The sequence below is a fragment of the Streptomyces globosus genome (genome assembly GCF_003325375.1).
GTDB lineage: Bacteria > Actinomycetota > Actinomycetes > Streptomycetales > Streptomycetaceae > Streptomyces > Streptomyces globosus_A.
In genome coordinates this window covers 254,197-269,640 of sequence record NZ_CP030864.1, presented here as the reverse complement: position 1 = coordinate 269,640, position 15,444 = coordinate 254,197, and the positions used below count along the sequence as shown (strand labels likewise).

2 protein-coding genes are annotated in these 15,444 nt (G+C 75.3%); both read left to right on the top strand.

What is annotated here, in order from left to right; translation table 11 throughout:
- Window positions 1–63: 63 nt before the first annotated feature.
- Entirely contained in the window at window positions 64–7,632 is a 7,569-nt protein-coding gene (locus C0216_RS32040) for a type I polyketide synthase (RefSeq protein WP_114059281.1), read from the top strand.
- Between the two features lie 103 nt (window positions 7,633–7,735).
- Complete coding sequence (locus tag C0216_RS32035) at window positions 7,736–15,439, top strand: beta-ketoacyl synthase N-terminal-like domain-containing protein (protein WP_114059280.1); 7,704 nt, start codon at window positions 7,736–7,738, stop codon at window positions 15,437–15,439.
- Window positions 15,440–15,444: the final 5 nt, after the last annotated feature.

Here is a 15,444-nt window from a genome sequence, read left to right as displayed (position 1 = left end):
CTCCACGATGACCGGCGGACCCCGGCCCACGGCCGATCGCCCCGAGACCCTGAGAGCTCTGTCGTGAATTCTCCGCAGCCCGTCACTCCGCCGTCGGACAGCCAGCTGGACCGCCGGCTGGCCCGAGACCCGATCGCCATCGTCGGCCTCTCCGCCCTGTACCCGAAGTCGCCCGACCTGCGCGAGTTCTGGTCCAACGTGGTCGCGGCGGCCGACTGCATCGAGGACGTGCCCGGCACCCACTGGGACCTCTCCGAGCACTACGACCCGGACCCGTCGGCACCCGACAAGACCTACTCCCGGCGCGGCGGCTTCATACCGGACGTGCCGTTCAACCCGCTGGAGTTCGGCCTGCCCCCGAACACGCTGGAGGTCACCGACGTCCTCCAGCTCCTCAGCCTCGTCGTCGCCCGCGACCTGCTCAAGGACGCCGGGGCCGACCAGCCCTGGTACGACGCCTCCCGCACCGGCGTCGTCCTCGGCATCACCGGCGCCAACCAGCTCACCCAGCCGCTGACCGCCCGCCTCCAGACCCCGGTCATCAAGGAGGTCGTCCGCAGCTGCGGCCTCACCGACCGGGACGCCGAGGAGATCGCCGCCAAGTTCCGCCTCGCGTACGCCCCGTGGGAGGAGAACTCCTTCCCCGGCATGCTCGGCAACGTCGTCGCCGGCCGGGTCGCCAACCGGCTCGACCTCGGCGGCATCAACATGACCGTCGACGCCGCGTGCGCCAGCTCGCTCGGCGCGGTCCGCGCGGCCGTCAGCGAGCTGCTGGAGCGCCGCTCCGACACCATGCTCGTCGGCGGCTGCGACGCCGAGAACACGATCTTCATGTACCTGTGCTTCAGCAAGACGCCGGCCCTGTCGAAGTCGGGGAACATCCGCCCCTTCGACAAGGACGCCGACGGCACCCTGATCGGCGAGGGCATCGGCATGCTGGCCCTGCGCCGCCTCTCCGACGCCGAACGCGACGGCAACCGCATCTACGCGGTGCTGCGCGGCATGGGCACCTCCAGCGACGGCCGCTTCAAGTCCATCTACGCCCCGCGCGCAGAGGGCCAGATGGTCGCGCTGCGCCGCGCGTACGAGGACGCCGACTGCTCCCCCGCCAGCGTCGAGCTGTTCGAGGCACACGGCACCGGCACCGCCGTCGGCGACGCCACCGAGCTGAAGGCGCTCACCTCCGTCCTCGCCGAGGCCACCGACGCCAAGGCGTACGCGGCCGTCGGCAGCGTGAAGTCGCAGATCGGCCACACCAAGGCCGCCGCCGGCGCCGCCGGCATGATCAAGCTGGCCATGGCCCTGCACCACAAGGTGCTCCCCCCGACGATCAACGTCCAGGAGCCGGGCAGCTCCCTGCAGCCGGGGGCCGGCCCGCTGTACGTCAACTCCGAGGCCCGACCCTGGATCCGCCACCCCGAACGGCCCAAGCGCCGCGCGGCCATCTCCTCGTTCGGCTTCGGCGGCACCAACTTCCACATGGTGCTGGAGGAGCACGGCGAGGGCGACGACCTGCGCGCCGGCCACCAGGTGGCCGCCGTCCACCTCTGGCACGCCCCCGACACGGCCGCGCTGACCGAGCTGCTGGCCGGCGGCGCCCCCGCCACCGCGGGGCCCGTCCCCGAGGGCAGCGCCCGCATCGCGCTCGTCGCCCGCACCGCCGGCGAGCTCGCCGCGCTGCGCGACACCGCGCTCGGGCAGCTGCGCGCCCGGCCCGCGGAGGAGGCCTGGTCGCACCCGAAGGGCATCTGGTTCCGCCGCCGCGCGGCCGCCGCCGGCAAGGTCGGCGCCCTGTTCTCCGGGCAGGGCAGCCAGTACGTCAACCCGGGCAGGACCGCGGTGATGGCGCTGCCGCCGCTGCGCGCCGCGTTCGACGCCGCGAACCGGCAGTTCGAGGGCGCGGCCGCACCGTTGTCGGCGGTCGCGTTCCCGCCGCCCGCGTTCGACGACGCCGCGCGCAAGGAGCAGGAGGCCGCGCTGCGGGCGACCGCGTACGCGCAGCCGGCGATCGGCGCCCTGTCCGCGGGCCAGTACCGCTACCTGTCCGAGCTGGGCTTCGCCGCGGACGGGTTCCTCGGCCACAGCTTCGGCGAGCTGACCGCCCTGTGGGCGGCGGGCTCCTTCGGCGACGACGCGTTCTTCACGCTCGCCCGGGCCCGCGGCAACGCGATGTCCCCGCCGGCCGAGGAGAACTTCGAGGCCGGTGCCATGGCCGCGGTGTCCGCCCCGGAGGAGCGGGTGGCCGAGCTGCTCGCCGCCGTCGACGGGGTCGTCGTCTGCAACCGCAACGCGCCCGACCAGATCGTCGTGGGCGGGGCGACCGCCCAGGTGGAGAAGCTGATCGCGGCCGCCAAGGAGGCCGGCGTACGGGCCTCCCGCCTGCCGGTGTCGGCGGCGTTCCACACGCCGTTCGTCGGGCACGCCGTGGAGGCGTTCCGCGGCAGCGTCGACGCGGTCGAGGTCGCCGCGCCCGCCGCACCCGTGTTCGCGAACACGCGGGGTGCCGTGTACGGCGCGGACACCGCCGCGAACCGGCGCATCCTGACCGAGCAGCTGCTGAACCCCGTCGACTTCGCCGCCCGCGTGGAGGAGATGTACGAGGCCGGGTTCCGGGTGTTCGTCGAGTTCGGCCCGAAGGACGTGCTGGCGAAGCTGGTCGGCCGGATCCTCGGCGGGCGCGAGCACACCGTCGTCGCACTCGACGCCGGTCCCGGCAAGGACGCGGACACCGCGCTGAAGCAGGGCGTGGCCCAGCTCGCGGTACTCGGCCTGCCGCTGGAGACCGCGGACCGGTACGGGCCCGCCGCGGAGGCGGAGCAGGCGCCGAAGAAGGGGATGTCCATCCTCCTCAACGGCATCAACTACGTCTCGCCGGAGCGCAAGGCCGCGTACCGCGACGCGCTCGAGAACGGGTACCGCATCGCGGTCCCGACCCTGCCGAAGGCCGCCGCCCCGGCGCCCGCGGCCCCGGCGCCCGCGGCCCCGGTGCCGGCCGCCGCGAAGGCCCCGACCGCCCCGACCGCCCCCGCCACGGCGCCGCAGGCCGCCCCGGCGAAGACGCCGGCGTCCGCCCCGGCACCGGTCCCGGCCGCGGCCGCCCTCGCCGCCGCCGCACCGGCCGCCACCGCGACGGCCGTGGCCGTCCGGCCCGCACCCGCCCCGGTCGCGGCCTCCGCACCCGCCCCGGCGCCGACGCCGGCCCCGGAACCCGCCGTCATGGAGACAGCCCACGTGGACAACGACCGCCTGGCCGATCTAGTGGCCGACCACCTTTCCCTGCACGACGACTACCTGACGGGCCAGCTGCAGAGCGCCGAGCGCCTGACCGGGCTCCTGGAGCGCGCCGCCGAGCAGGGCCGGCTGAGCGAGGTCCTCGACGCGGTCAACGCCGTCAAGGAGCACGGGCTCGACATCGGACGCAGCCACCTGCGGGCCAACGAGATCCTGCGCGACCTCGCCGGACTGGAGCTCGGCGCCGCCGCCGGCGCCCCGGTCCGCAGCGCCGCCCCGGCGCCGGTGTCCGCGCCGGCCGCCCGGCCCGCCGTGGCACCCGCCCCGGCCCCGGCCGCCCTCGCCCCGGCCCCCGCGCCCGCCGCCCCGGCGGCGCCCGCGCCGCAGGCCCCGGCCGCGGCCCCGGTCCTGGTCTCCGCGGCCGTGGCCGCACCGACCGCGCCGACTGCCCCCGCGGCCGCCCCGCAGCCCGCCGCGCCGAAGGCCGCCCCGGCCCCGGCGCCCGCCCCGGCCCCGGCGCCCGCCCCGGCCCCGGCCGGTGCCGGTGTGGCGGACGTCCTGCTGGAGGTGGTCTCGGAGAAGACGGGCTACCCGGCCGACATGCTCGACCTCGACATGGACATCGAAGCCGACCTCGGCATCGACTCCATCAAGCGCGTCGAGATCATGGGCGTCCTCCAGGAACGCGCCGGCGCCACGGTGACCGCCGGACCCGAGCAGCTCGCCGAACTCCGCACCCTCCGCGACATCATCGGCATCATGGCCGGCTCGACCGCGACGGCCCCCGCCCCGGCGGCCCCTGCCCCTGCGGCCGCTCCCACGTCGGGCGCGGTGGAGGCGGTGCTGCTGGAGGTGGTCTCGGAGAAGACGGGCTACCCGGCGGACATGCTCGACCTCGACATGGACATCGAGGCCGACCTCGGCATCGACTCCATCAAGCGCGTCGAGATCATGGGCGTCCTCCAAGAGCGCGCCGGCGCCACGGTGACCGCCGGACCCGAGCAGCTCGCCGAACTCCGCACCCTCCGCGACATCATCGGCATCATGGCCGGCTCGACCGCGGCGGCTCCGGCAGCGGCCCCCGCTCCGGCAGCGGCCTCCGGCCCGGACGCCGGTGCCGTCCAGGCGGTCTTGCTCTCCGTGGTCTCGGAGAAGACGGGCTACCCGGCCGACATGCTCGACCTCGACATGGACATCGAAGCCGACCTCGGCATCGACTCCATCAAGCGCGTCGAAATCATGGGCGTCCTCCAGGAACGCGCCGGAGCCACCGTCACCGCCGGTCCGGAGCAGCTCGCCGAACTCCGCACCCTCCGCGACATCGTGGGCATCATCGCCGGTTCCGCGACCCCCACCGCGGCCGCCGCCCCCGCCGCCCCCGCCGCTCCGGCTGCCGCCCCCGTGGCCTCCGGACCCGACGCGGGCGCCGTGCAGGCCGTCCTGCTCTCCGTCGTCTCCGAGAAGACCGGCTACCCGGCCGACATGCTCGACCTCGACATGGACATCGAAGCCGACCTCGGCATCGACTCCATCAAGCGCGTCGAGATCATGGGCGTCCTCCAAGAGCGCGCCGGAGCCACCGTCACCGCCGGTCCGGAGCAGCTCGCCGAACTCCGCACCCTCCGCGACATCGTCCAGCTGATCGCCGGTTCCGCCGCTCCCGCTGCCCCGGCCGCCGCCCCGGTGGCCTCCGGACCCGACGCGGGCGCCGTGCAGGCCGTCCTGCTCTCCGTCGTCTCCGAGAAGACCGGCTACCCGGCCGACATGCTCGACCTCGACATGGACATCGAAGCCGACCTCGGCATCGACTCCATCAAGCGCGTCGAAATCATGGGCGTCCTCCAAGAGCGCGCCGACGCCACCGTCACCGCCGGACCCGAGCAGCTCGCCGAACTCCGCACCCTCCGCGACATCGTCCAGCTGATCGCCGGAAGCTCCGCCCCCACCGGAGCCCCCGCCCCGTCCGCACCCGCCGCCGCGGGCACTGCCCCGCAGCCCAAGGCGGGCATCGGCCGGGCGCAGGCCGCGCTGACGGCCCTGCCCACCCCGGACCTGCTGGTGGGCGCGTACGAGGACGGCAGCGCCGCCCTCGTCGTCGACGACGGCTCCGAGCTGGCCTCGGCCGTCGCCGCCCGGCTCTCCGGGTCCGGCCGCCGCGTGCACGTACTGCGGCTTCCCGGGGTCACCGAGCGGATCACCGGCGTGACCGACCACGCCCTGTCCGGCTGGGGCGTCACCGAGCTCGCCGAGCGGATCGAGCCGGTGCTGGCCGACCGGGTCAGCCTGGTCGTCGACGTGTCCGCCGCCGACGGCGGCGACTGGTCGGACGGGGTGCGCCGGCTGGCGCACACCCTCCTCGTCGCCAAGCACGCGGTCGAGCCGCTCGGCACCGCAGCCGCCTCCGGGCGCGCCGCGTTCGTCACCGCCACCCGGCTCGACGGCCGCTTCGGCCTCGGCGGGGTCCCCGAGGAGAAGGTCCCGGCGGGCGGTGTCGCCGGCCTGGTGAAGACCCTCGCGGTGGAGGCGCCGGCGGTGTTCTGCCGCGCCGTGGACCTGGCGCCGTCGCTCGACGCGCAGGCGGCCGCCGCCCTCGTCGTGGACGAGGCGTCCGACGCCGTCGCCGACACCGTGCAGGTCGGCCACGACGGCACCCGCCGTGTCGGCCTCACCGTCGCCGAGCAGCCCCTGCGGGCCGCCGCCACGGACGTCCCGCAGCTCGGCCCGGACGACCTGCTGGTCGTCACGGGCGGCGGCCGCGGCATCACCGCCGCCTGCGTCGTCGAACTGGCCCGCCAGTACCGACCGGGGCTGCTCCTGCTGGGCCGCACCCCGCTGGCCGACGAGCCGGAGTGGGCGCGCGGCGTGGCCGGGTCCGCGCTGAAGGGCGCGGCGGCCGCGCACCTGAAGGCGACCGGTGAGAAGCCGACCCCGAAGAGGGTGGAGCAGCTCAGCGGTGCGGTCGTGGGCGCCCGCGAGATCCGGGCGACGCTGGAGGAGGTGCGGGCCGCGGGCAGCGAGGTCGAGTACCTCGCCGCGGACATCACCGACGCGGCCGCGACGGCCGCCGCGCTCGCCCCGTACCGGGGGCGCGTCACCGGCCTGGTGCACGGTGCGGGCGTCCTGGCGGACCAGCTGATCGCGAACAAGAAGGCCTCGGAGATCGAGCGGGTCTTCGCGCCGAAGCTGGCCGGGCTGCGCTCGGTGGCCGCGGCCCTGCCCGCCGGTGCGCTGCGCCACGCGGTGCTGTTCTCCTCGGTCGCCGGGTTCTTCGGCAACCAGGGCCAGTCGGACTACGCGATGGCGAACGAGGTGCTGAACGCCTGGGCGTCTTCGTTCAAGCAGCGCAACCCGCAGGCCCACATCACCTCCCTGAACTGGGGGGCGTGGGAGAGCGGCATGGTCTCCCCGCAGGTCAAGGCGATCTTCGAGGAGCGGGGCATCGTCCTGATCCCCGTGGAGACCGGGGCGAAGATGTTCGCCGAGCAGTTCTCGGCGGGCCGTGCGGACGACGTCGTCACCGTCCTCGGGCCGACGACGCCGCTGTCCGAGCCGGAGCGGCCGGCGAGCGGTGCGCCGGTGACGGTGGAGCGGTCGCTGGAGGCGCTGGCCGGGGACCCGGTCATCGGGGACCACGTGATCGGTGACGCGGCGGTGCTGCCGGCGGCGGTCGCCCTCGGCTGGGCGATCGGCGCGGCCGAGCGGACGACGGGCCAGGAGGTGCACCGGGTCCGGGACTTCACCGTCCAGAAGGGCATCGTCTTCGACGGCACCGAGCCGGCCCGGATCTCCCTGACCCTCACCCCGTCCGGTGGCACGCTGGGCGCGGCGATCCGCTCGACCGGCGCCGACGGCGGCCTGCGGCCGCACTACGGCGCGGTGGTCGAGACGGGCGCGGCGGCCGACGCGCCGGCGGTGGCCGGGCTGCCGGCGGCGGGCACCGGCCGGGACGCCGGGTTCCTGTACGCCGACGGCACGCTCTTCCACGGCCCGTCCCTGCGCGGGGTGCGCCGGATCCTGGCCGAGGCGGAGTCCCGGCTGGTGCTGGAGGCCTCGCTGGCCGAGCACCGGCCCGACGGCGGCGCCTACGGCGGCTCCCGCTACGCGCCCGGCACGGCCGACCTGCTGCTCCAGGCGGGCCTGGTGTGGGTGAAGCTCTTCCGCGGGACGTCGGGGCTGCCGCTCTCGGTGGGCCGCGCCGACCTGCACCACCCGCTGCCGGACGGCGAGCCGTTCCTGATCGTGGTGGAGCCGACCGCGGCGAGCAACGGCACCAGCTCCTCGCTCACCATCACGGCCTGTGCGCCCGACGGACGCGTCCTGACCCGCTTCGACAAGGTGTCGGTGGTCTCCGCCCCGCAGCTGGCGGCGAAGTTCGCCACCCGGAACGGCACCAGCGGCTGATTCCGCTCCGTATCCGACGCAAGCGGTCGTGTCGGCCCGGACGGTACCCGCACCGTGCGCCCGTCCGGGCCGGCCGCCCCTCAGAAGGGACCCCACAGCTCTCATGAGCAAGTACGCGATCGTCGGCCTCTCCTGCCTGTTCCCCGGAGCGGGGACGCCTGCCGAGTTCTGGCAGAACCTCAGCTCCGGCACGGACAGCCGCAGGGAGGGCGGGGAGGAGGTCTTCGGCCCCGCCCTCGACCCCCGGGACACCGACCCCCAGCACGAGATCTACTGCCGCCGGGGCGGCTTCATCACCGACTTCGCCTTCGACCCGACCGGCTACCGCCTCGACGCCGGGCAGCTCGCCGGCCTCGACCGGATCTTCCACTGGTCGCTGCACGTGGCGCGGGAGGCGCTGCGGGACAGCGGGCACGCCGACCGGCCGGAGGTCCTCGCCCGCACCGGTCTGATCCTGGGCAACTACTCCTTCCCGACCCTCGCCTCTGCCGAGGTCAGCGTGCCGCTGGTGCAGGAGGCCGTCCTCCAGGGCCTGCGCGACGCCGGGCACCCGGCGCTCGGCGCACTCGCCGACAAGGCCCTGCAGATCGACGCGGCATCCCTGAACCCGCAGGACCTGCGGGTCAGCGGCTCCCCCGTCGGGGTGGCCGCGGCCGCGCTGGGCCTGGGCGGTCCCCGCTACGCCCTCGACGCGGCCTGCTCCTCCGCCCTGTACGCGCTCAAGCTGGCCTGCGACCACCTGGCGGCCGGGCAGGCCGACCTGGTGCTGGCGGGCGGCGTGTGCGCCCCCGACCCCACCCTCATCCACCTGTCGTTCTCCGACCTGCAGGCCTACCCGCGGGACGGGTTCAGCCAGCCGTTCGACGACCGCTCGGGCGGCATCCTGACCGGTCAGGGCGCGGGCATGGTCGCCGTGAAGCGGCTCGCGGACGCGCTCCGCGACGGCGACACCATCCACGCGGTCGTCGACGGGATCGGCCTGACCAACGACGGCGCGGGCCGCCACCTCCTCGTCCCCCAGTCCGGCGGCCAGCTCCAGTCGTACGAACTGGCGTACGCGCAGGCGGGCGTGGACCCGGCGACGATCGACTACCTGGAGTGCCACGCGACGGGGACGCCGATCGGCGACGCCACCGAGGCCGGCTCGGTCGCCGAGTTCTTCGGCGCGGCCGGCCGGACCCCGCTGATCGGCTCGGTCAAGGGCAACATCGGGCACCTGCTGACCGTCGCCGGCCTCAGCAGCATGCTGAAGGTCGTCCTGGCGATGGGCAACGGGCACATCCCGCCGACGATCGGCGTCGAGCAGCCGGTGTCCTCCAGGGACGGCCGGGTCGGCTCCGCGAACCTGGTGCGCGCCGGCCGCGACTGGCCGTCCGGTCCGGGGCCGCGCCGCGGCGCGGTGTCCGCTTTCGGCTTCGGCGGCACGAACGCGCACGTGGTGCTGTCGCAGCACACCGGCGGCGAGGCCCCGGCGGAGGAGCCGGTGGCGGCGCTGCCCGCCCTCGACGTGGTGGGCCTGGGCGCGCACTTCGGGGCGCTGGACGGCGTCGGCGCGTTCGAGCGGGCCGTGTACGGCGGCGAGGACGCCCTGGTCCCGCTGCCCGAGCGGCGCTGGCGCGGCCTGGACGGCACCCGGGGCGGCTCCCTGGAGACCGCGGCCGGGGTGTCGCCGGACGCCCTGCCGCACGGTGCGTTCGTCGACGGCGTCGGCATCGACCCGATCGACCAGAAGATCCCGCCGACGGACCTGCGCACGTACAACCTCCAGCACGCGCTGGCGACGAAGGTCGCCGACGAGGCGCTGCTGGACGCCGGCTACAGCCGGGCGGTGCCGGCCGGGCGGACCGCGCCCGAGCCGCGCCGGGTCGCGGTGGTCGTCGCGATGGAGATGGAGCCGGCCACCCACCTGCGGCTGACCCGCTACCGGCTCGGGCAGTTCCTGCGCGCCGAGTTCGAGCGGGCCGGGGTGCCCGTCGACGAGGAGGTGCTGTCCGCGCTGACGGCGGTCGGCCGGGACGCGGTCGTCGACCCGATCGTCGCGAACGAGGTCCTCAGCTACATCGGCAACGTGATGGCGAGCCGCATCTCCTCGCTGTGGAACCTGACGGGCCCGTCGTTCACGGTCTCCGCGGACGGCTCGGGCACCGCCGAGGCGCTGGAGGTGGCGCGGCTGCTGCTGCTCGACCCCAGCATCGAGGCCGTCCTGGTCGGTGCGGTCGACCTGGCGGGCTCGGCGGAGAACCTGCTGCTGACGCCGGAGGCGGTGGCCGAGGCCGGCCTGACCTTCGGCGAGGGCGGGCGGGGCCGCCGCATCGGCGAGGGCGCCGGCGCCGTCGTCGTCACCCGTCCCGGCGGGGCCGCTCCGGGCGCGCGGGTGTACGCGCGGCTGGAGTCCCTCGCCATCCGGTACGCGGACCCCGTCGACGGGGAGCTGCCGGAGGCGGACGCGGACGCGTTCGCGGCGGCGGCCTCCGCCGCGCTGGAGGAGGCGGGCGTCACGGCCGCCGACATCGGCTGCGTCGAGGCGCACGCGGGCGGCACCGCCGCCCAGGACCGGGCGGAGATCGCGGCACTGGCCGCGGTGTACCCGGCGGGCACGGCGAGCGCCGCGCTGGGCAGCGCCAAGGCGCAGGTCGGCGACGCCGGCTGCGCGGCGGGCATGGCGGGGCTGATCCGCTCCGTGCTGGGCCTGCACCACGGCTACGTGCCCGGCACGCGCGGCTGGCAGCGCCCGGCCGGCGACCTCGCGGAGGACTTCGCGGCGTCCGGGCTGTATGTGCCGACCGCTTCCCAACCGTGGCTGCGTACCCGCAAGGACAGCCGCCGGTACGCGGCGGTCAGCTTCCTCGGCGGCAGCGGCGCCCACGGCCACATGGTGCTGTCCTCCGACACCACGCGCGGCGCGGTGAGCGCCGCGGACTGGCGGCGCGCGGAAGGGCCGGTGCTGCTGCCGCTGGCCGCGGACTCGGCGGACGACCTGCTGACGCTGGCCGCCCTGCACCGGGACCTGCTGGCCGAGGGCCGCGACCCGTACGAGCTCGCCCGCGCGGCTGCCGGAACGCTCGCCGGCAAGCCGGTGCGCGCGGTGCTCGTCGGGCGGGACCGGGAGGAGCTGCTGGCCCAACTGGAGCTGGCCGTACGGGACCTGCCGGGCGTGCACGCCGGTGGCGGGGAGTGGGCGACGCCGGCGGGGAGCTTCTCGACGGCCGCCCCGATCGGCCCCGACGGCAGGGTCGCACTGGTCTACCCGGGGGCGTTCAACTCCTACCCCGGGCTGGGCCAGGACTTCTTCCGGGCGTTCCCGGGGCTGCTGGACCGGTTCGAGGGGCAGGCGGACGAGCCGGCCCGGCTGATGCGGGCCGCGGCCCTGTACCCGCGGACGCAGGCGGCCCCGAGCCGGCGGGAGCTGATGGAGCTGGAGGCCTCGCTGGGCGAGGACATCCCGTTCATGCTGGCGACCGGCACCAGCTTCGCGATGCTGTACACGGACCTGGTCCGCGGCGTCCTCGGGATCACCGCGCACGGCGGCTTCGGTTACAGCCTCGGCGAGTCGAGCATGCTGTTCGCGACGGAGTGCTGGCTGCCGGAGGGCCGCCGCGACGACCTGATCAGCAACACGCCGCTCTTCCACGACCGGCTGTGCGGGCCGCGGCGCACCGTGCGCGAGCTGTGGGGCCTGCCCGAGGACACCCCGGACGCGGACGTGTGGGCGAGCCATGTGCTGCTCACCGACGCGGACACCGTCCGGGCGGCGCTGGCCCGCGGCTACGACCGCGTGTACCTGACGCACGTCAACACCCCGAAGGAGCTGGTGGTCGCGGGTGATCCGGCGCAGTGCCGGGCGCTGATCGCGGAACTGGGCTGCCCGGCGGCCCGGTCGCCCGTCAACGCGGTGATGCACTGCCCGGCGGTCGACGCCGAACTGGACGGGCTGGCCGGCCTGAACGACTACCCGACCGGCTCGACGGGCGGCCTGGAGCTGTTCAGCGCGTACGACTACGAGGCGATCCGGGACCTGGACCGCACGGAGGTCAGCCGCCGGATCGCGCACACGCTGCGCTCGACGATCGACTTCCCGCGGCTGGTGCGCGGGGCCTACGACCGGGGGTTCCGCTACTTCCTGGAAGTCGGGCCGAGCTCGACCTGCTCGCGGTGGGTCAAGGACACCCTGGGCGGGGCGGCGCACGTCGCCGTGCCGGTGGACCGGCGCGGCGTGCCGGCCGCCCGGTCGGTGGCGCAGCTGGCCGCCCGGCTGGTGGGGCACGGCCTCGCCGTCGACCTGGAGCCGCTGCTGGCTCCCGCCGCCGAGCCGGCGCCGGTGCTGGCGGCCCGCAACTCCCGCTTCCGGGTGGGCGGCGGCGTCCCGGTGCCGTCGCGGGTCGCCGCGGGCGTCACCGCGGCCGGCGCGGCCGGGCCGCTCGCCGGGTCCGCACCGGCCACGCCGGGGACCGCGGCCCCCGGGCCCGCCGGGGCCACCACGGCTCCTGCGGCGCGCGGGTCTGCGCCGACCGGCTCGACCGGCGGCGGGCGTTCCGTCCCGGCTGCCGCCGACGGTCCCACCGGTCCGGCGGCCGCGAGCCCCGCATCGTCCGCCTCGGCCCCGTCCGCCGCCGGCACCGGTGCCGCAGGCACCGGTGCCGCAGGCACCGGTGCCGCGCCCGCCGGGTCGGGGCCCGCCCCGGCCGCCGGGCCGCGTTCCACCGGTACGGCCGCCCCGGCCGCCGGCAGACCTGCCCGTCCGGGCGCCCCTGCTCCGGCCGCGGCGTCGGCCGCGGCAACACCCGCACCCGTCCCGTCCGTACCGCCGGAGGACCCACGCCTCATGCCTGCCGACCCGACCCTGGCCGATCCGGAGGTCATCGCCTTCGACGGCGAGCCGATCTCCTTCCTCCCGTGGGCGCCCCCGGTGCCCGCGGCCGTGCAGCCCGCCGCCGCCGAGCCGGCCGCCCCCGCCGCACCCGCGGCCCCGGGCGCCCCGGCCGGGCAGGGCTCCCTCCTGCCGGCGCCGGAGCCCGCCCGGGCGGGCGCCCGCCGCGCGCCGTCCCGGTCCGCCCAGGCGGCCCCGGCCTCCGCCGCCTCCGGCGACGCGGCCGCGGCCGCCGCCGACCTGGTCCGCGACATCCGCCGCCAGATGGTCTCCACCCACGGGGTGGTGATGGAGACCCAGCGCATCCTGCAGGAGTCCGCGCTCAGCCGCGCGGAATCCCTGCTGGAGGGCGGTCCGGCCACCGCCGGGGGCGTCCCCCCGGTGAGCGCCGCGCCCGCCGTACCCGCCGCGCCCGCCCGGGCGGCGCTGCCCGCGGCGCCTCCCGCGCCCGCCGCGCCTCCCGCGCCGGCCGCCCCGCCGCAGCCGTCCGCGCCGCGCGTCGTCGAGGCGAGCGCCGTCCTGCCGCCGGCCGCCCCCGCCACCAAGCCCGACGGGGTGATCTGGGACGAAGCGGACCTGATGGAGTTCGCCGTCGGCAGCGTCGCCAAGGTGTTCGGCCCGGAGTTCGGCGTCATCGACGGCTACGCCCAGCGCGTCCGGCTGCCCGCCGAGCCGTACCACTTCGTCAGCCGGGTCACCGCCCTGTCCGGCACCACGCACGAGTTCAAGCCCGCGAAGATCACCACGGAGTACGACGTCCCCGAGGACGCCTGGTACGCCGTCGACGGGGGCGTGCCGCCGGCCGTCACCGTCGAGGCCGGCCAGTGCGACCTGCTGCTGGTCAGCTACCTCGGCATCGACTTCCGCAACAAGGGCGAGCGGGTCTACCGGCTCCTCGACAGCACGCTGGTCTTCCGCGGGAACCTGCCGCGCGTCGGCCAGACCCTCAAGTACGACATCTCCATCGACCGGTTCGTGCACAACGGCGACACCACGCTCTTCTTCTTCAGCTACAAGTGCTACGCCGACGGCGAGCTCATCCTGGAGCTGCACAACGCCTGCGCCGGCTTCTTCAGCGCCGCCGAGCTGGAGACCCCGATCGGCGTGGTCATGACCGACAAGGAGAAGGCCGAGCGGGCCGCCCTGCCCAAGGGGTACTTCAAGCCGCTCGCCTACACCGACAAGAACCACCTCACCGCCGAGGACCTGGAACTGCTCGCCCAGGGCCGCCCCGGCGACGTGTTCGGCCCCGACCACGCCCAGGACCCGGGCATCAACCCGGCCCTGCGGCTGCCCGTCGAGAAGCTCCGCATGGTCGACGAGGTCACGATCGACCGCAAGGGCGGCCCCCGCGGCCTCGGCACGCTCAGCGCGGTGAAGAACCTGCAGCCCGACGCCTGGTACTTCGAGTGCCACTTCCCGGACGACCCGGTGCTCGCCGGCTCCCTCGTCGCCGAGGGCGCCGTCCAGCTCCTGCAGATCTACCTCCTGCACCAGGGCATGCACCTGACCCTCCCGGACGCCGCCTTCCAGTGCGTCACGGACACCCCGATCGAGGTCCAGGTCCGCGGCCAGATCACGCAGAAGCACACGCAGATCCGCTACGAGGTCGAGGTCATGGAGCTGACGCTCCTGCCGCGCGCCACGGTCATCGCGGACGTGCTGATCTACATAGGGGACCTGCCGGTCATCCGGATGAAGAACCTCGGCCTCCAGGTCCGCGAGAAGCCGGGCACCCCCTACCGCCCGGAGGCCGGCGGCATCCCGCAGTTCCTGGGCCGCCGCAACCGCAGCGGCGAGGCCGCCATGATCAACGAGATGCACCTGGCGCACGCCGCGAAGGGCGACCTGGACATCGCGATGGGCCCGGAGTTCGAGGTCTACCGCACGAGCCGGGCCCCGTACATCCCGAACGGCGCGTTCCAGTTCGTCGACCGCGTCATGTCCCTCAAGGGCACCCGCGGCGACCTGGGCCCCGGCTCGGAGATGGTGACCGAGTACGACTCCCCCGCCGACGCCTGGTACTACGAGGAGAACGCGTACCCGCACATGCCGAACGCCGTCTACATGGAGAGCTCGCTCCAGGCGGCGATCTTCCTCGGCTACTACCTCGGCGCCACCCTGAAGAACACCGACGAGCAGTACGCCATCCGCAACCTGGACGGCCGCGCCACCCTGGTCAAGGACATCGACCTGCGGGGCAAGACCATCCGCCACCACTCCAGGCTCCTGATGACCAGCGCCGTCACGGGCGCCGTCCTGCAGAACTTCTCCTACGAGCTGTCGGCCGACGGCGAGGTCTTCTACACGGGCGAGTCGCTGTTCGGCTACTTCAGCGACGCCGCCCTGGCCAACCAGGTGGGCCTGGACAACGGCACGTACGTGGCCCCCTGGATCGAGACGAACGAGGTCGACCCGGCGAAGGTCCGCCGCATCGAGCTCCCCGAGGGCGCGCCCGCCTTCACCGACCCGTCCGGCGGCCACCTGCACCTGCCCGGCGGCCGGTTCGCGCTCGTCGACCGGGTGGACCTGGTCGAGGGCGGCGGCCGGCACGGCCGCGGCTACCTGCACGGCCACCGGGCGATCCGCCCCGACGAGTGGTACTTCGACTGCCACTTCCACCGCGACCCCGTGATGCCCGGCTCGCTCGGCGTCGAGGCGATCCTCCAGGCGATGCGCCTGTACGTGATCGAGGAGAACCTCGCCGAGGGCTTCGAGCGACCGCGCTTCGCGATGGCGACCGGGGTGGAGATGTCCTGGAAGTACCGCGGCCAGATCCTGCGCCACGACAAGGAGCTCTCCTTCGACGTGCACGTCAAGGAGGTGCGCCGCGAGGAGGGGCGCCTGCTGGTCATCGCCGACGCCGAGCTGTCGAAGCCGGGACTGCGCATCTACGAACTCACCGACGTGGCCATCGAGGTCCGTTCCACCGAGGCCTGACGGCC